The sequence below is a fragment of the Alteromonas sp. ABE4_545 genome, assembly GCF_056161325.1.
Genome location: NZ_JBSWYY010000010.1, coordinates 40,475 through 59,259, shown reverse-complemented (window position 1 = coordinate 59,259; position 18,785 = coordinate 40,475). Strand labels below are relative to the sequence as shown.

Genomic DNA, 18,785 nt, shown 5'->3' with positions numbered 1-18,785 from the left:
CCGCTGTCGCGATTTATTCAAAGCTTAAAATAATGTTTTTTAAACAATCTCTTACGGTGTTTTTATGTATTGATGTTGTTTTGTTTTTGATGGCTTAATTCTCATTTTTTACCTCGCGTCTGAATTTAAAAATGAAAATGCAAATGAGAATAATTATCTATTAAATATGAATAAAGAGTCACACTCTTCTTGTTTGAAATGCTGTTAAGTCACAGATGGACAGAACATCAAACCGCCATTGCGAAGTCGAATTGACACAAATAGTGTTCGGCAATGGGATGTTTTTTTAATTTGAATTTCTATTGTGCGCTTATTTTGACGAAAAGCAATGATGTTATGTCATAAGTTTACCTGCTAGGATACCGTCAAGTATTCACTACAATAGTTAACCAATGCATATAGATACTCCTAATGATTCTTGGGCGATTCGCTTTGCTCAATTTGTGAAACGTATAGGCACCATTAAGTTAAGCATTTTGTTTGTTTTGCTAACCCTAGGTTTTACCGTAGGGGGCTCTTATGTCATCCGGCTGAGTTTAGGCAGTGAAGTCGCCCCAGACGATTTCATTAGCGCAGTGATCTTAACCATGTTGTCGGCACCTTGGGTGCTGTATTTTTTCAGTGAACTGGTAAAACAATTAGAAAACTCACGTACAAACCTTAAAGATGTGGTGAGTCAGTTAGAGCACTTACGCGAAGAAGATGTGTTTTTGAATCGAGAGTTGCAAAGTAATATTCGTCAGCTCAACCATGAAATAGAACAGCGTAAAGCGGCGCAAGAAGAGCGTGAAACTGTTTTTAAAGAGCTAGAAAAAGAGATTCAGGATAAATCTGAACAAGAATTACAGGCCCGTCGACTGTCTACTTTATTGCGTTCGATTATCGACGCATCCCCTGATTTAATTTACTACCGCAACGAAGAAGGCCGTTTTGCCGGCTGTAACCGCGTAGCTGAACAGCTAGTGGGAATGACTGAAGAGGAATTGTTGGGTCTTACTCCCCATGATGTGTACGAAGAAGAATTAGCGCGTCAAATTGTGGCCAGTGACCACGAAGTTCTGGAAACCAATGCCAGTATCACCGATGAGCTGTGGTTGCGTTTTGCAGATGGGAAGCGCCGCTATTTTGAAATGCGTCGCGTACCTTTCTTCGACCAAGACGGCAATCGTTTAGGCTTATTAGCGTTTGGTCGAGACATGACAAAGCGCAAGCAGGCCGAGAATGCCGCTGAAAAAGCCAGCCAAGACAAGACCCGCTTTATTGCAACAATTAGCCACGAGTTGCGTACGCCACTGAACGGTATTGTTGGGCTTAGCCGAATGCTTCGCGATACAGATTTAAGCGAAGAACAATTTAACTGGGTGAGTACGATATACGCCAGTGCGATTACCTTAGGGAACATCTTCAACGACATTATTGACCTCGATAAGCTCGACCGCGACAAACTTGAGCTGTCATTAAAAACCGTGTCTCTGCGCGATTTTACCGAAGAGTTAAGCAGTATTATTCGCTTGTTGGCGGGTGACAAATCTCTAGAGCTAATCACCAATATCAACGAGCCATTGCCACATTTGGTCGAAGTTGACGGTACGCGCTTGCGACAAATTTTGTGGAACATCATGTTCAATGCGGTGAAGTTCACGCAAAAAGGGCATGTGAGCTTAACCGTTTCTGCGACGCGTCCTAACGACAACATGTCGCTGGTAACCTTTATTGTAGAGGATACCGGCGTTGGGATCCCAGAAGAAGAACTTGATAAGATTTTTGCTATGTATTATCAGGTCGACCACCCAGATCATCAGTCGGCTACAGGAACGGGTATTGGCTTAGCCATTTGTAAGCAAATGGTCGAGTTGATGAAAGGCACCATTAGTGTGAGTAGCGCGGTTGGTCGTGGTACCCGTTTTGTGATCGAGTTACCGCTTGAAATTTCTCGTCGCCCAATGCAAGTGCAGCAACTACAAGTCACGGACTTGAACATTCTATTGGTTGAAGACATTGAGTTGAATGTTATGGTTGCTAAAGCGTTGCTGGAAAAACTCGGGCAGAAGGTTGATGTAGCCATGACTGGGCAAGAAGCCATAGATAAAGCCAGAGAAAACCAGTACGACCTGATTTTACTGGATATTCAATTACCCGATATGACGGGCTTTGATGTTGCCGCAACTTTGCATGAAGAAGAGCTTGTGATGCAAACGCCTATTGTTGCGCTGACCGCAAACGTGATTAAGAAACGGGAAGAGTACTTACAAAACGGCATGGACGACGTGATTGCGAAACCGGTGAAGAAAAGTAAAGTTATTGAGGTTTTGAATAGCTTGTTTACCGACAGCGATGGCACCATCAAGCAAGCCGAAGTCAACGACAAGTCTATTGGTGGCAACAAAGCGCTGACTAATATTTTCGATATGGAATTACTACAAATGTTGGTTGATACCATTGGTGAAGACATGGTTCGCGCCAGTGTGAAAGTATTCCAAGAGAAAATGCCTGAATATATGGAAATACTGCAATTGAGCCTTACCGCCGATGAAAAATCAGAAGTGTGTTCTCAAGCGCATAAAATAAAAGGAGCTGCGGGTTCGGTGGGGCTGGCTCGTGTGCAGCGCATAGCAAACCAAATTCAGCAAGGAGACCACCCCGCATGGTGGCAGAATGTTCACGACTGGGTAGAAGAACTGCAAATGGCTGTACAACACGATATGGATGCGTTGCATAGTTGGTTGAACGAACAAATGATTGATGATTAATCGTATTTACGCCAAGATTAGCTCAACAATCAGTCTAAACTAAAGGGGGCCAATGCCCCCTTCGTTGCAACAGGGACGTAAGTAATGACAACAACTTTTAGCAATAACATTATTTCTACTGATACCATTCCTGCTATGGAAGAGGCGCCTACCGAAGCCATCTCTGCGCGATATCGTTTGTGCAATCTAGCCCTAACCGCTGGAATATGGGCGCTCGTGTCGATCATTTTCACCGCCGTTCGATACAACCCTTTCAAAGCTGTACCAGAACCGATGCAAACGTTTTTTCCCATTGTGCTTGGTGTGTTTAGTTTTGTGATGGCGTGGGTGTTTGTGTATCACTTTTTTGCTGACAAGCGCATACGTTATGCGTTGCGAGAGCAAGACCTGTTATTGTCTAAGGGCTGGATTTTCAGAAAGAAAGTTTGCCAACCTATTTTGCGTGTACAGCACGTAGAATTGAAACGAGGCCCAATTGACAGAATGGCGGGTTTAGCCGACCTGCAGGTATTTTCCGCAGGTGGGGCATCACATACTTTCTCAATCCCTGGTTTACCTCAAGAAACCGCTGAGAAATTGCGACAGTTTATCCTCGATCACAAAGATCTGAACGCGGGGTAGAGTATGGCGGTTTCAAGTGATACTCAAGATATGCTCAACGAGTTACAGAGTTGGCGTCGTACGTCTCCAATCGCCATTCTGTATTTCACATTTAGTCATTTGAAAGGCTTGTTGAATGGCGCGATCTACATGATCCCTGCTTTGGCGATTTCTTTTGATACGATAATGGCTAACAAACCCTATTGGATTCAGGGCGGGATTGCTATCGCAATATTGTTTCCCTTAAGTGGTTTATTGTCCTATTGGTTTTATCAATTCCGGTTGGGAGAAGAGCACGTCGAAGTAAAATCTGGCATCTTTAATAAGCGCCACATCGACTTGCCTTTTAGCCGCATACAAAACGTTAAGCTGGAACTCCCTTTGTATTACCGCTTAACAATGCATCAAATTGTTACACTTGATACAGCCGGTTCTAAAAATGAAGAAGCACGTATTGTTGCCGTGCCAGCTGCTTATGCCAAATCACTGAAAGAATACATTTTGGCAGTGAAAGCCAAGGTTGACCAAACCCATGAGGCTGATTTATCGACTCATGCTGAAAGCAATGCCGAAGCAATCCCATCGCAGACTCAAAGCGAAGTAGTGTTAAATCGACGCTCTATCATTGACCTTGTGATCCACGGTATCACCAATAATCGTGTATGGATCATATTGGGTGTGGCAGCGCCAATGTACGACAGCTTTTTCTCTTGGGTAGCAGAAACCTTAGGCTCGATGGGATTAGATATCGAAAAAATGGTCAGTGAAAATACGCTGGCCTGGTGGCAATTTGGCTTATTTGCTATTTCTTTTGTGATGATTCTGATGTTGGTTATGGCGCTCATTTCTGTGGGCGGTGCAGTGATTATGTTTTATGACTATCAATTGAGTCGGCAGGGCAATCGCTATATTCGACGGTGCGGTTTGTTTACCAAGCAGGAAGTCAGTATGCGGCTCTCACGCCTCCAACTGATCCAGAGCAAACAAGACTGGCTTGACGTGATTTTGGGGCGAGTGAATCTGGTGTTTAAGCAAAACACCTCAGGCCATCATCAACAGGCCCAGCAAGCGAGTTTGGAAAGTGCAAATAGCTTGATGGTGCCGTCGGTCACGATGAAAGAAACGGCGGCTCTTGTGCGTGATGCGTGGCCAGACAACGGCTTGTATAGCGCCCAATTTCAAGGCGTAAATGTACGGTATTTTATTCATATGGTGGCTTTGCGTGTCGTTCCGCCTTTTGCATTGTTGTTTGTCACTACGTTGTTCGCTGAGTCGTGGAAGCCGACGAGTATCGTGATTGGCGTGTTTTTGGTGGTGGTTGGCTTGACCTTCCTTTATTGGCGTCGCTTGGGGATTGCATGGGACGACAAATACATTTACGTCAGAAAAGGCATGCTGGGCGTAGATTACTCTTGTTTTCCTCGTTATAAGTTACAACAAGTGGAAGTGAGCCAGAGTATCCTGATGGCGCGAAAGCAGCTTGCATCTATTAGTTTTGTGTTGGCGAGTGGGCAGGTGAAAATCCCCTTTATTGCTGAATCTCTGGCCTATGCATTAGCTAACGATACCCTTTATACGACTGAGAAGTCGAAGAAGTCATGGATGTAGTGGCCGCTAGTTTGTAAGCAAAAGGAGTTTTGATATTTATTTTTTTCAACGTTTAGCAGTCGTGTTGTTTTTCTTTTTGGTGGTGGGCCTTTTTTCATTGGCCCATGCCGAGGACTATCGTTTGCACAATACTGCAACACTAACCAAGCAATCGGTTGAATTGCACCTTGTGCCGCCGCTTAAACAATATTCTGGTAGTACTACACTCTATTTTTCTTCATCTAGCCCCACGTCATCGATACAACTGCATGCAAAAAACCTCACGGTGTTTGCGGCATCGCTGAATACACAAGCGCAAACCACGGCGTTCGCGTTCCCCGAGGCTAATGGGTTTGATATTGCCACCCTCACTTTACCCGAAGCGGTAACGGGGGCGTTTTCGATCACTTTGCACTTTAACGGCAATGCGAGAGACGACAAGCTGGGTTTGTATCATCAGCAGGTCGGGGGAGAAGCATATCTCTTCACGCAAATGCAGGCGATGCAGGCGCGAACCGTATTTCCGGCTCTGGATGAACCGGGTCTTAAAACAGTGTTTGAGTTTACAGTTTCTGCTCCCGCTCACTTGCAAGTGCTTCACAACTCGCCCGTTTTGACTAAAACGGTTAATGGTAAAGAAGCGCGCTGGCACTTTGCGCCAACCAAGGTGATTCCTACCGATATTCTCGCCCTAGCGGTAGGTAAATTTGACGCGGTTGAGATTGCTGATATGCCTGTACCCAGCCATTTTTATGTTGTACCGGGTACACAGCAAAGAATACAAAGTGCAGCGTTACTGACACCGACACTCTATGCCGCGTTAGATAAACTTTTCACCCCAGAATACCCCTACCAAAAACTGGATTTTGTTGCCGTTCCCGGTTTTAACAGTGCAGGGATGGAAAATGCCGGGCTTATATTTTTGAGCGACGACATTATTATGGATATTGCATCAGGAGACGCTGAACGTCAGTGTGAAATGGCCGTACTTATTGCTCATGAAATGGCCCACAATTGGTTTGGCAATGGCGTAACGATGGCGTGGTGGAACGACCTTTGGTTACAAGAATCATTCTCTGACTGGGCTGCGGTCAAAGTGGTGGGTGGTGTGTTAAAGCAACCTTTGTGTGGCAGCATGCCCCAACGTGCGGCAATGGAATCTGATTTGTGGCAGATGTTACCGCTAGTGCGCCGTATACAAACGGTGCATGATGTCGATGGTTACGGCCAGTTGGTTTACGATAAAGGCCATGCACTACTGCGAATGTTAGAGTCGCTAATCGGCGAGGCAAACTTACTCGAAGCGGTGAACCAGTTGTTGACGCAACATTGGATGGGCACTGCGACCACAGCAGATGTATTGTCTGTGTTTAATCACGCGTATCCAGATACCTCATCGATATTTACTCCCTATCTTACACAAGTGGGCTTTCCACTGATTAATATTCAGCACACCGATGGCAAACTGACGTTTCATCAATCATCCGTGATCGGAGAAACCTCTGCGCTGTGGTCTATCCCTGTGTCGGTGCAATTCGGTTATGACGAACAATCGGTTGTTAAACGCTATTGGCTGAACACAGCGTCGTTAACTGTGGATGTACCTGACAATCAAACCGCAACTGTGATCGACCCAGACGGAGTGGGGTATTTTCTGTATCAGCGCGCAGACCAGCAAATAGGAGCAGAAAGCTTCGCTAAACGTCGCGCTCGGCAGCAAATTTTGTGGCTGGATAACCTATCTACGTTAAATCATGTCGATATCTTGGATGCAGTGACATACAGTCAAACTTTACTTTCAGTACTAGCTCAACCGGGCTTAGTGCCCGATGTGGATAAACGGATTGTGAATGAGTTTATCAACCAGTACATCGAATGGGTGCCAGCAGACTTGAGCGAGCCTTATGCACAGCTTCTCAAACAAAAGCTCTTACCTCGAATCCAACAGATTAAATGGCAACAAGCGGAACAGTATTTTGCTGGGCCTGCGTGGCTTGAATTAGCCGGTGTCTATCTTGATGAACCTCGTGCAATTAGTTATGCAGCTTCACATTACACCCAAGCGTTGACCGAAGGAAAAGTCAAACCCAGTTATGTGTATCCTCTTGTCGCAACGGCGGTAAAACACGGCGGTGAGCAAGTATTCGAAAAAGTAAAACACGCGATACAAAATACCCAAGGTAGCCACCAAGAGTCTTTAATTGATGCGCTTGGAATGGTGGAGCAACCGGCGCTTATTAGTGCTTACTATGACTTTTTATTATCTGATATCGGCAGTGACATTGATGTTTCATATCGATTCCAGTTTCCTACGTTTTTCCCCTCGCACCGCGCATTTGCTTTGTCGTACTTCAAGCAACATCAACAAGAGATACGCTCGGCAATTTCGGGAGACGGTTTACAGTGGTTTGCTTACAACATGATGTCGGCGTGTTCGTTAGACATAGCACAGGATATGGCGTCTACTTTTGCAGACTGGCATGACATTCCGGGTTTTACAGACAAATACAATGATGTCATTGATATGATCACTGAGTGTCAAAGTCGATTATCCACCGACAAAACCAAGTTTACCGAATGGATTGAAAAGGAACTGGTTACGCAATAAGTACGAAAAGGACCCCGGGATAAACCCGGGATCAAGGAATGTTGTTGATGTTATATCAACAACCCAGGGAAGGGGCGCTACGCGTCAAATGCCGCAAGCTTATTTAAGTACACTTGCTTTTCACTTTCGGGCAACCACGTAGCAGTAAAGGCATTGGCCATCAGTGTTTTGAGTTCAGATTTAGTGAAGTTACCTTCTTGCTGTAACTCGATGAGGTTTTCATTGAGGTAAGCACGGAAGTAAGCTGGATCGTCTGAGTTTATGGTGGCCAACATGCCTTTGTTCAGCATGGTGCGAATTTCGTTAGAGGTCAGTGATTGCACAACAAAGCGATTGGAAACGGGGCAAACGGTTAAGCCAAGTTCGTTTTGTTTTATTTTTTCGCAAAGCAGGTCAGATTCTAAAGCGTTAACACCGTGATCGATTCTGTCCACTTTGATGTCATCAATTACTTGGCGAATATGCTCTAGGGTATTCAGTTGATTCACATCGCAGTGCATCGTTAGCTTTAAGCCCCAGTCTTTGGCTAGCTTAAATACCTCGGTAAATTTCTCAGGTGGATTATTTCTTTCGTCAGAATCTAACCCTACACCCACTAACCAAGGCAAATAGGGCTTAGCCATCAGTAGGTGCTCCATCGCAGACTCTGCCGACATGTCTCGTAAAAAGCATAAAATAAGCTGGCTTTTAATTCCTAGCTTTTCCTCTGCATCACATTGGGCGCGTCTGATGCCGTTGATCACCGTATCAAAACTAACGCCTCGGGTAGTGTGGCCTTGGGGATCGAAGAATATTTCTGTGTATACAATGTTTTGTGAGGCCGCTTTTTCTAAGTAGGCCCAAGTTAATTGATAGAAATCATCTTCCTCAATTAATACGCTCATGCCGGCATAGTATATTTTTAAAAAAGAGGGCAAATCGTAAAAGTCATAAGCGGCGATTAATGCCTCGGGCGTATCGTAGGGAAGGTCGATGCCATTTTTTTTCGCCAGTGCAAAACTGAGTTCGGGCTCTAGTGTGCCTTCAATGTGAACGTGAAGTTCTGCTTTTGGCATCTGTTCGATAAATGCTTTCATAAACACCTTTTCTTTTTAGAAATGTGTCTCGTATCAGCAAGTTCTGTTCCCACTCTTTTAGGCCTTATATTTATTGACCAAATAGTACAATTATTTCAGTGGATATGGGTTGTATGCGTTAATGAGGTGCGTATTAGTGGTTCAAATGCACCTAAAAGGTCCGTTTACACCCATGCCGAATTTGCAGTGAGTTTTTGTGTGATGACGTCGGCACTCTGCGGTTGATTAAAGTAGTAACCTTGGAAGAAGGTACAACCTTTTTGTTTTAGAAAATGGTATTGCTCTACGGTTTCAACCCCTTCAGCGACGGTTTGTAGCCCTAAACTATCTGCAAGGTGAATAATGGTTGAGCAAATTTTACTGTCTTCTTTCGACTCTACGCATTCATCTACGAAGGAGCGGTCAATTTTTAAGATATCCAATGGCAAACTTTTGAGATAATTCAGCGACGAGTAGCCGGTGCCAAAATCGTCAATCGCAATTTTTATTTTCAGTGCTTTGAGTTGACGAAGTACTTGAATACAGCGGTTCATATCGGTGAGAAACACCCCTTCAGTAACTTCAAACTCAATGAGTTCTCCGGGCAGTTCGTATTCGTGAAGCATACGGCTGACAAAGGCAATGAGGTTATCTGACAGTAGGTGTTTCCCAGACAAGTTTATGGCAACAGGTACTAACTGCTTACCTGATTCCCGCCACGATGATAGTTGAATACAAACGCTTTCTATGACTTGTTCTTCGAGAGGGATAATCAGATTGGCTTCTTCTGCAATTGAAATAAATTCCAGCGGTGATGTTAGACTGCCATCGTGTCGTCGCCAGCGTACCAATGCTTCTAAACCCACCAGTGTGGAGTCGTGATCCACTTTATACTGGTACATCACTTCAAATTGGTTGCCCATGTCAATGGCAATTCTAAGTTCCTGCTCACTGTCAAATTGCTGGTTAGCTTTGTTCGCCATTTCAGGTTTGAATAATTTGAAGTTGTCCCGGCCGTCTTCTTTAGCGAAATACATGGCGATATCCGCTTGTTGAATTAGGGTCTCGGGCAAAGCTTCGGCGTCTTCTGACAGTGCTACACCAATACTGGTAGGAATTTTGAGTTCGCGATTACTCAGAATTACCGGTTGGCGCATCACCTCTAAAATTTTAATAGCAGTGGTAGCACACACTCGTTCGTTTAGATCACCCGACATGAGGATCACAAACTCATCGCCTCCCCAACGTGCAATGGTGTCTGAATCGCGAGTGACTTTTAACAATCTCGCCGCCACCTCCATTAATAGTTCATCACCGGCTTTGTGGCCAAGGGTGTCGTTAATCTTTTTGAAGCGATCGAGGTCGAGGAAGAAAACCGCAACATGTGCGTTTTCGATACGCGATTTACTCAGAGTTTTGTCAAGAGTTTCAAGCAAGTAGGTACGATTGTACAGGCCGGTGAGTGGGTCGCTATAGGCGAGCTGTTTAAGCTTTGTTTGCAACTTGCGCTGACGGGTAACGTCACGTACGTGAAGGGTAAATTCATTGGCGAGTTCGCCACTGCTGAAAGTTGCGCCAGTAATGGTTATTTCTGCCGGAAATTCGTCTCCAACACTGCGTTGTAACACAATAGCATTGCGACGGTTTATTAATAGTCCTGTGGAGGCTGCAAACTTGTGATGCAGGCTTTCCCTTACGGTTGGGCGGTCTTCTTCGATGATGAACAAGTCGAGAAAGTTCTTGCCGACGACCTGATTTTTGTGGCGGCCAAAGGTGCGCTCTGCAGCTGGGTTGAACTCAATGATCGCGCCGTTTAAGTCGATGGTGATAATACTGTCCATTGAGGAATCTAAAATGGCGCTTTTTCGCTTTTCGCTGGAGCGGAAAGAGTCGATGGCACGGTCGCGCTGTGACATTTCGTCTTGTACCCGATGAATCACGCGGTTGTATTGGCGTGCTATTTGGCCGACTTCTGTGAATGGCTCCACAGGTACAGGGTCGGTAAAGTTTCCTTGTCGCTCTTGGGATTTCATTGACGATAGTAGATCAATCAGTTCCGTTGTCGCATGGTGCTCTGAGATATTCATACCGAGCATTTCGTGTCGAGCCGATACCCTTAACGCTGCAAAGTGATTTATCACCTTCAACAATACATAGCTAATGGTAAAACAGTAAGCGCCAATAACCACAATACCTAAAGCTTGTACACGTAATTGTTCTATTGTACTTAGCCCTGTACCGAGTATGTTGGGATCACCGAAAAAGGCGACGCTTAACGTGCCCCAAATACCGGCAAATAAGTGAGCAGGTACTACCGACAACACGTCGTCAATTTGGTATTTATCCATTATCCATGTGCCAACATAGAGAATGACACCGCCACCAATACCGATAACCGCAGAAGCGGCAGGCGTGACGGCATGAGCGGCTGCCGTGATGGAGACCAGCCCAGCGATAACGCCATTCATAATAAAGGTGACATCGACATAGCGGTTGCGAACAACAAATATAACTGAAGAGGCTAAGCCGCCCCAAGCGGCAGCTAGGCAAGTATTGAGCAAAATTTTGGGAACTTCGTCGGTTAACGAAAGGGTGCTGCCGCCATTAAAACCAAACCAGCCAAGCCAGATTAGAATGGTACCGAGTACTGACATGGGAAGGTTGTTGCCTACCGGTAGTTGTTTGTGAGGATCGTAGCGGCCCAATCGCGGGCCAATAATGATCACGGCCGCCAAGGCTACCCAGCCCCCTACAGAGTGAACGATACTGGAACCAGCGAAGTCGATAAAACCAAGAGATTCCAACCAGCCCGGGTTATCGTTTTTATACACGCCAGACCACGCCCAATGCCCGACTACTGGGTAAATAATACAAGCGAGAATCAGGGTGCCAAAAATATAGCCGTGGAAACTCATTCGCTCTGCCACGGCACCAGAAAGCAAGGTGGCGGCGGTGCCGCAAAACATCATTTGAAAAAAGAAGAAACTGAACTGCCAAGGTGAATGGTTTGCACCGAAAAAGTGCTGATCTGTACCAAACAAACCCAAAAAAGAGTCGCCGAACATGAGTCCGAAGCCAAACATCCAGAATACAATGGCGGCAATAATAAAGTCAGAAAGGTTTTTAGCGGCAACGTTAATACTGTTTTTACTGCGGATCTTACCCGTTTCGAGACAAAGAAAGCCCGCTTGCATTAAAAACACGAGCATCGCAGCGACTAATAACCAACTAACATCCATTTAGCTTCTACCATCCAACACTTAGTAGAAAAATAGAAGCAATTTTTACACCGTTTCTTTGATTTTCGGTACAAATTCTGCTTTTGGAACAAGGCCTTGCTGCATGTGATTCTAAAGTAAAAACAGGGCAGAAAAAAAACGAGACACTAGGTCTCGTTTTGGGCTTTGCTGATGGGCCGAAGCCCGATGGTTGGGTTTGTCAGCAAAAACTGTCTGCCGGGATGCGCACCCAGCCTTCCATCAATATTCGAGCGCTGCGGCCCATACTGACTTGGGTAATCTGGTAGTTGTTATCATTTTGTTGCGCGCTAGCGCCAACACGTAATGTACCAGATGGGTGGCCAAAAACCACCCCCTTTTTTTCTTCGCCGCCAGCAACCTGGTTGACCAGTGTGCCGGGGATCACAGCTGCGGCGGCAATAGCGACAGCCGCCGTACCCATCATGGCGTGATGGAGCTTACCCATCGACATGGCGCGCACGAGTAAGTCGATATCTTGTATCGCCACCCGTTTGCCACTAGAGGAGGTGTATTGTGCTGGTGGCGCCACAAACGCTAACTTTGGTGTATGTTGTCGAGTTTGTGCTTCTTCTAAACAGGAAATCAGCCCCATCTTCAATGCACCCAAAGCCCGTAATCGTTCGAGTTTGGCCAGCAGCTCGGGGTTTTCGTTGATGTCTGACTGTAACTCAGTGCCAGTGAAGCCGATATCTTGGGCGTTGACGAACAAGGTGGGAATACCCGCTGTGATCATGGTGCAATCCAACGGTCCCCAATCTTGTGAATCTATCGTATCGACAAGGTTTCCGGTAGGGAAGAGGGCTTCGTCAGGTGACACCGGATCGTTAAAGTCGATAGTCACTTCGGCTGCGGGGAAGGTTACGCCGTCGAGTTCAAAGTCGCCCGTTTCCTGCACTTCACCTTCTGTTACGGGCACATGAGCAACAATAACTTTCTCGATGTTTTTTTGCCAAATACGTACTTCAACAATACCGTTTTGGGGAATACGGGCTGGGTCGACCAAACCTTGGTTGATCGCAAATGCGCCCACGGCTGCGGTTAAATTACCGCAGTTACCGCTCCAGTCTACAAAAGGTTTGTCGATAGCCACTTGGCCAAATAAATAGTCGACATCAAAACCATCACGGTGGCTTTTCTCTAATAATACCACTTTACTGGTACTCGACGTCGCGCCGCCCATACCGTCTGTATGCTTACCGTAGGGATCAGGGCTGCCGATCACGCGTAATAATAATTTATCTCTGGCGTCGCCGGGCACTTGGGCCGCTGCAGGTAAGTCGGGCACGTGAAAGAAAACGCCTTTACTCGTGCCCCCTCGCATATAGGTGGCGGGGATCTTTATTTGTGGTTGGCTAGCCATTACACATTCCCTTCCAAAAAGTCTTGCGCAAACCGTTGTAACACGCCGCCAGCTTCATAGACTGAGACTTCTTCGGCGGTGTCTAAGCGGCATTTCACTGTTGTTGTGACCACTTCTCCACTCGTACGCGTGACTTTTAAAGTCAGTGCTGCGCCGGGAGCTGGCGTACCTTCCACGTCATACAACTCTGTGCCATTGAGGTTGAGTGTATTTCTGTTGGTGTCACCGGTAAATTCCAGCGGCAATACGCCCATGCCTATTAAGTTGGTGCGGTGAATACGCTCAAAGCCTTCAGCCACAATCACTTCAACACCCGCTAAGCGCACGCCTTTGGCAGCCCAATCTCGTGAAGACCCTTGGCCATAATCTGCCCCGGCTACAATAATCAAAGGCTGTTTGCGATCCATGTAGGTTTCAATCGCTTCCCACATACGTACCACGTTGCCTTCAGGTTCGATACGTGCCAATGAACCTTGCTTCACTTCGCCATTTTCCTGCACCATTTCATTGAATAGTTTGGGGTTGGCGAGGGTTGCACGTTGCGCAGTTAGGTGATCGCCGCGATGAGTAGCATAGGAGTTAAAGTCTTCTTCTGGTAACCCCATTTTAGCCAAGTATTCACCTGCTGCACTGCTTGCTAAGATCGCATTTGATGGTGACAAATGATCTGTGGTGATGTTGTCACCCAATATGGCTAATGGTCGCATTCCACTCAGCGTGCGCGGGGCTGCCAATGCACCTTCCCAATAGGGCGGGCGGCGAATATAGGTACTCTGCTCGCGCCATGGATACAATGGCGAAATACTTTTGCCGTAGTCTACAGACAAGTCGAACATGGGTTCGTAGACTTTTTTGAATTGCTCTGGTTTTACGCTCTGTTTCACCACTGCATCAATTTCTTCATCACTTGGCCAGATATCTTTGAGTAAGATGGGCTGACCCTCTGCGTTGTATCCCAAGGCATCGTTTTCGATGTCGAAGCGAATACTACCCGCAATGGCATAGGCAACAACCAAGGGAGGCGAAGCCAAGAAAGCTTGCTTGGCATAGGGATGAATACGGCCATCGAAGTTACGGTTGCCCGACAATACGGCGGTAGCGTACAAGTCGCGGTCGATGATTTCTTGTTGGATTACGGGGTCTAGTGCGCCACTCATACCATTACAAGTAGTGCAGGCAAAAGCAACTACGCCGAAGCCGAGTTGCTCCAACTCGCCGAATAGGTCGGCTTCTTCTAAATAGAGTTTTACCGCTTTAGAACCAGGCGCAAGGGAAGACTTCACCCAAGGTTTGCGGGTTAAGCCCATAGCGTTGGCTTTTTTCGCGAGCAAAGCAGCTGCGATCACATTGCGAGGGTTACTCGTATTGGTACAGCTAGTGATAGCAGCAATGATGACAGCGCCATCAGGCATCTCGCCGTCTTTTTCTTCGTACTCGGCAGCAATCCCGCGCGAGGCTAGGGTATTAGTTGGAAGACGCGCGTGAGGGTTAGATGGTCCTGCCATGTTGCGGCCCACAGCTGAAAGATCGAAGGTTAATACGCGTTCGTATTTGGCTTCAACCATGTCATCTGCCCATAAGCCCGTTTGTTTGGCATAGGTCTCAACCAATTTCACCTGCTCAGGTTCACGCCCTGTGAGGGTGAGGTAGTCGAGAGTTTGCTGATCGATATAGAACATGGCAGCGGTAGCGCCGTATTCTGGTGTCATGTTTGAGATCGTAGCGCGATCGCCAAGGGTCAAACTCGATGCGCCTTCGCCGTAAAATTCCAAATACGCTGATACTACGCGTTCTTTGCGCAAAAACTCAGTTAGGGCTAACACGATGTCAGTAGCCGTAATACCGGGCTGTGCTTTGCCTGTGAGTTCTACACCAACGATATCGGGCAAGCGCATATAAGACGCGCGCCCTAGCATCACGTTTTCCGCTTCTAAACCACCTACACCAATGGCTATCACGCCCAACGCATCAACGTGAGGGGTATGACTATCAGTTCCCACTAGGGTATCAGGGAAAGCGACACCATCTTTGGCGTGAACGACTGGGGACATCTTCTCCAAATTAATTTGGTGCATGATGCCGTTGCCAGGTGGGATCACATCAACGTTTTTGAACGCGGTTTTGGTCCAGTTAATAAAGTGGAAGCGATCATCGTTTCGGCGATCTTCAATAGCGCGGTTTTTTTCAAACGCGTCGCTTTCAAAGCCAGCGTGCTCTACCGCAAGGGAATGGTCGACAATCAATTGGGTTGGCACAACCGGATTCACTTTAGCCGGATCGCCGCCTTTCTCTGCAATGGCATCGCGTAAGCCTGCAAGATCCACCAACGCAGTTTGGCCTAAAATATCGTGGCAGACTACGCGAGCCGGATACCAAGGGAAATCTTCCGTTTGTTGGCGCTCGATAATCTGTGACAGAGCGATATTCAAACGGTCAGGTGGACAACGGCGAACGAGGTTTTCTGCAAATACTTTGGCGCTGTATGGCAGTGTTTTGTAGCTATCGGGAGAAAGAGTATTGATAGCTTCTTCGGCATCGAAAAAGTCGATGTGGGTACCGGGTAAGGGTTTTCTGAATTCTGTATTCATAGGTGCTCCAAAGCGTAGAGGAGACGTTGCTCAGTGCTTGGCACACTGAGCAAACACCAAAGGGTATTAGGTGCGTGACGCGATAGGCTCAACGGCGCGAAGATCTTCACCTGTGTATTCTGCCGACGGGCGGATAATGCGGTTATCTGCCCGTTGCTCCATGACGTGAGCAGCCCAGCCTGTTAAGCGAGACATCACAAAAATTGGCGTAAACAATTTGGTTGGAATACCCATAAAATTGTAGGCAGAGGCGTGGAAGAAGTCGGCGTTACAGAACAGTTTTTTCTCACGCCACATTACTTCTTCGCAGCGCACTGACACAGGGTAAAGTACGGTATCCCCTACGTCATTGGCTAATTTTTCAGACCACTCTTTGATGATTTCATTACGGGGATCTGACTCTGAGTAGATCGCATGACCAAAGCCCATAATCTTTTCTTTACGCTCAAGCATGCCCATCATTTCAGCCTCGGCGTGATCCGGTGAGGTGTAGTGTTCAATCATCGCCATCGCTGCTTCATTGGCACCACCGTGAAGAGGGCCGCGAAGTGAACCAATGGCACCCGTAATACACGAGTGCATATCAGATAAGGTGCTGGCACACACTCGCGCAGTAAAGGTTGAGGCGTTGAATTCATGTTCTGCGTACAAAATCAAAGACACATGCATCACTTTTTCATGCAGTTCTCGTGGCTTTTCGCCGTGTAGCAAGTGCAAGAAATGCCCGCCAATGGAGTCGTCATCGGTTTCTACGTCGATACGTACACCGTCGTGAGAGAAGCGATACCAGTAGCATATGATGCTGGCAAAACACGCTAGCATGCGTTCAGTAGCTTGGTGCTGTTGTTCAAAATTTTGTTCAGGCTCTAAGTTCCCCAGCATTGAGCAGCCTGTGCGAAGTACGTCCATTGGGTGTGCGTTGGCTGGAATGCGTTCAAGCACTTCTTTTAGGGCATCAGGTAAGCCACGCAACGATTTGAGCTTGGCTTTATAGGCCTCTAATTCAGCTTGATTAGGCAATTTGCCTTGTAGAATGAGATGAGCGACTTCTTCAAATTCGCAGTTATTCGCCAGATCTTTTACGTCATAACCACGGTAGGTCAGGCCAGAGCCAGATACACCCACAGTTGAAAGGGCGGTTTTGCCTGCAACTTGACCGCGTAATCCTGCACCACTGAGTTGTTTTGCCATTGTCTTGGTCTCCACTAATTTTTTGTAGGGTAAAGAGTGAATTTTGTTATTTGTTTTTGCCTTCGGCGAACAGCTTATCGAGCTTGTTTTCGTAATCGTGGTAGCCAAGGTAGTCATACAAGTCCATGCGCGTTTGCATGCTGTCGACCACGGCTTTTTGATCGCCATTTTCTAGAATAGACTGATATACCATTTCAGCCGCTTTATTCATTGCCCGGAATGCACTGAGAGGGTATAGCACCATGGCGGCGCCCCAGTCGCCCAATTCTTTTTTATTCCACAATTCGGTTTTGCCGAATTCGGTAATATTAGCCAAAATAGGCACGTTTAACGCTTCGGAAAAGGCGCGGTAATGTTCCTCGGTTTGAACAGCTTCAGCAAAAATGCCATCAGCGCCAGCATCCACATAAGCCTGTGCGCGCTCAATGGCTTTTTCTAGCCCTTCTTGCGCAAAGGCGTCTGTGCGCGCCATGATAAAAAAGTCAGGATTTCTACGTGCATCTACGGCTGCTTTAATACGGTCGACCATCTCTTCAATGGAGACGATCTCTTTGTTAGGACGATGTCCACAGCGTTTTTGTGCGACTTGGTCTTCAAGGTGAACCGCTGCCGCACCGGCTTTTTCCATGCCTTGAATAGTACGAGCAATGTTGAATGCGCCGCCCCAACCGGTGTCGATATCTACCAATAGTGGCAAATCACACGCAGAGGTTATGCGGTCTACGTCGGCTAACACATCATTGAGCGAGGTCATGCCCAAATCGGGTAGCCCGTATGAGGCATTGGCTACGCCACCGCCAGACAGATAGATAGCTTGATGGCCAATGCGTTTCGCCATGATGGCCGAATATGCGTTAATGGTGCCGACAATTTGCAGTGGCTGATTGTCTGCTAGGGCTTGTCTGAATTTCTTTCCTGCGCTCATTCATCTGTCTCACTATATTAGGGTTGGGTAGAGAGGAGTTTGCGTTCAATATTATTTTTGGAATACAAAATATGACGGCGCATCAGCATTTCTGCTAACTCTTCGTCACGGTTTGCGATTGCTTGAACAATGTGACGGTGTTCATCGAAAGCAGTGGAAACCCGTGGGCCTGCCATGCCTAATTGCACGCGATACATGCGTACAAGGTGATAGAGTCCGTCGATAAGTATGTCGATAAGGTGCTGATTTTTACTGCCAACGACAATGCGGTAGTGAAAATCCACATCGCCAGCTTCTTGATAATAGGATTCGCCGCTCTTGACCTCTTGATAGTGATGGTCGAGTAGGGCTTTGAGTTGCTCAATTTCTTCGTCGGTCATGTACTTGGCGGCCAAACGAGCCGCCATACCTTCGAGCGCTTCGCGTACTTGGTACAATTCCACAAGTCCGGTAGGGGTCAGTGAGACCACACGGGCGCCTACATTGGCTTTGCGCTCGACAATGTGGCAAGCCTCAAGCCGATTGATGGCTTCACGCACTACCGCGCGACTCACTTCGTATTTTGTCGACAATTCTGTTTCACTGAGTTTAGCCCCAGCGGATATCACGCCTTCGACAATATCGCTACGCAGGCGATAAAACGTTTTGTCGGCATTTGTGACCGGGGTTTCGTGGCTGACTAACACCAATTTATATATTCTCAATATTCAATAAACTGTCGACAATTTAGCGCTTAATTTGGTTTTGGTCAATAAATAAGGGGTGTATTGTCGACAATGTTGGGTGTAAGGGAATACATAGGGAGGGGCATGAATGCGAATATCACAATAAATAGTGCAGTCATCCCCATCATTAATGAAC

At 46.7% G+C, this 18,785-nt stretch carries 11 protein-coding genes; 4 read left to right on the top strand and 7 right to left on the bottom strand.

Going from position 1 to position 18,785, the window contains the following annotated elements; all coding sequences use genetic code 11:
- The first annotated feature begins 392 nt into the window (after positions 1–392).
- From arcB to ACXAH6_RS11215, 4 genes are all read left to right on the top strand, one after another.
- On the top strand, positions 393–2,750 hold the full coding sequence (gene arcB, locus ACXAH6_RS11230) for an aerobic respiration two-component sensor histidine kinase ArcB (RefSeq protein ID WP_474876865.1): 2,358 nt from the start codon (positions 393–395) through the stop codon (positions 2,748–2,750).
- An 84-nt stretch (positions 2,751–2,834) separates the two neighbouring features.
- Positions 2,835–3,371, top strand: coding sequence for a PH domain-containing protein (locus ACXAH6_RS11225; RefSeq protein WP_474876863.1), 537 nt, complete (start codon positions 2,835–2,837; stop codon positions 3,369–3,371).
- A 3-nt stretch (positions 3,372–3,374) separates the two neighbouring features.
- Positions 3,375–4,958, top strand: a complete 1,584-nt coding sequence (locus ACXAH6_RS11220) for a PH domain-containing protein (RefSeq protein ID WP_474876861.1) — start codon at positions 3,375–3,377, stop codon at positions 4,956–4,958.
- Positions 4,959–5,022: 64 nt separating this feature from the next.
- Positions 5,023–7,545 carry a M1 family aminopeptidase gene (locus tag ACXAH6_RS11215; RefSeq protein ID WP_474876859.1) on the top strand — a complete coding sequence of 841 codons (2,523 nt, stop codon included), beginning with the start codon at positions 5,023–5,025 and terminating at the stop codon, positions 7,543–7,545.
- A 77-nt stretch (positions 7,546–7,622) separates the two neighbouring features.
- On the opposite strand, the gene add is transcribed toward ACXAH6_RS11215, so the two are convergent.
- From add to ACXAH6_RS11180, 7 genes are all read right to left on the bottom strand, one after another.
- Positions 7,623–8,621 (bottom strand): adenosine deaminase, encoded by a 999-nt coding sequence (gene add / locus ACXAH6_RS11210; protein WP_474876857.1) that lies wholly within the window; start codon positions 8,619–8,621, stop codon positions 7,623–7,625.
- Between the two features lie 164 nt (positions 8,622–8,785).
- Positions 8,786–11,839: an ammonium transporter gene (gene amt / locus ACXAH6_RS11205; RefSeq protein ID WP_474876855.1), complete on the bottom strand. Its 3,054-nt coding sequence runs from the start codon at positions 11,837–11,839 to the stop codon at positions 8,786–8,788.
- A 199-nt stretch (positions 11,840–12,038) separates the two neighbouring features.
- The gene (gene prpF / locus ACXAH6_RS11200; protein ID WP_474876853.1) at positions 12,039–13,220 is read right to left on the bottom strand and encodes a 2-methylaconitate cis-trans isomerase PrpF; all 1,182 of its coding nucleotides are present in this window, start codon (positions 13,218–13,220) and stop codon (positions 12,039–12,041) included.
- Positions 13,220–15,808, bottom strand: coding sequence for a Fe/S-dependent 2-methylisocitrate dehydratase AcnD (gene acnD / locus ACXAH6_RS11195; RefSeq protein WP_474876851.1), 2,589 nt, complete (start codon positions 15,806–15,808; stop codon positions 13,220–13,222). The genes prpF and acnD overlap by 1 nt, the downstream gene beginning before the upstream one ends.
- Before the next feature lie 66 nt (positions 15,809–15,874).
- Positions 15,875–16,999, bottom strand: a complete 1,125-nt coding sequence (gene prpC, locus ACXAH6_RS11190; RefSeq protein WP_474876849.1) for a bifunctional 2-methylcitrate synthase/citrate synthase — start codon at positions 16,997–16,999, stop codon at positions 15,875–15,877.
- Between the two features lie 46 nt (positions 17,000–17,045).
- Positions 17,046–17,924, bottom strand: coding sequence for a methylisocitrate lyase (gene prpB, locus ACXAH6_RS11185; protein WP_474876847.1), 879 nt, complete (start codon positions 17,922–17,924; stop codon positions 17,046–17,048).
- A 17-nt stretch (positions 17,925–17,941) separates the two neighbouring features.
- On the bottom strand, positions 17,942–18,628 hold the full coding sequence (locus tag ACXAH6_RS11180; protein WP_474876846.1) for a GntR family transcriptional regulator: 687 nt from the start codon (positions 18,626–18,628) through the stop codon (positions 17,942–17,944).
- Positions 18,629–18,785: the final 157 nt, after the last annotated feature.

Excerpts from the sequence above, each read along its gene's own strand:
- ACXAH6_RS11225 (WP_474876863.1), top strand. The coding sequence starts at position 2,835 with ATGACAACAACTTTTAGCAATAACATTATTTCTACTGATACCATTCCT.
- add (WP_474876857.1), bottom strand. The coding sequence starts at position 8,621 with ATGAAAGCATTTATCGAACAGATGCCAAAAGCAGAACTTCACGTTCAC.
- prpF (WP_474876853.1), bottom strand. The coding sequence starts at position 13,220 with ATGGCTAGCCAACCACAAATAAAGATCCCCGCCACCTATATGCGAGGG.
- prpC (WP_474876849.1), bottom strand. The coding sequence starts at position 16,999 with ATGGCAAAACAACTCAGTGGTGCAGGATTACGCGGTCAAGTTGCAGGC.
- ACXAH6_RS11220 (WP_474876861.1), top strand. The coding sequence starts at position 3,375 with ATGGCGGTTTCAAGTGATACTCAAGATATGCTCAACGAGTTACAGAGT.
- arcB (WP_474876865.1), top strand. The coding sequence starts at position 393 with ATGCATATAGATACTCCTAATGATTCTTGGGCGATTCGCTTTGCTCAA.
- prpB (WP_474876847.1), bottom strand. The coding sequence starts at position 17,924 with ATGAGCGCAGGAAAGAAATTCAGACAAGCCCTAGCAGACAATCAGCCA.
- acnD (WP_474876851.1), bottom strand. The coding sequence starts at position 15,808 with ATGAATACAGAATTCAGAAAACCCTTACCCGGTACCCACATCGACTTT.
- amt (WP_474876855.1), bottom strand. The coding sequence starts at position 11,839 with ATGGATGTTAGTTGGTTATTAGTCGCTGCGATGCTCGTGTTTTTAATG.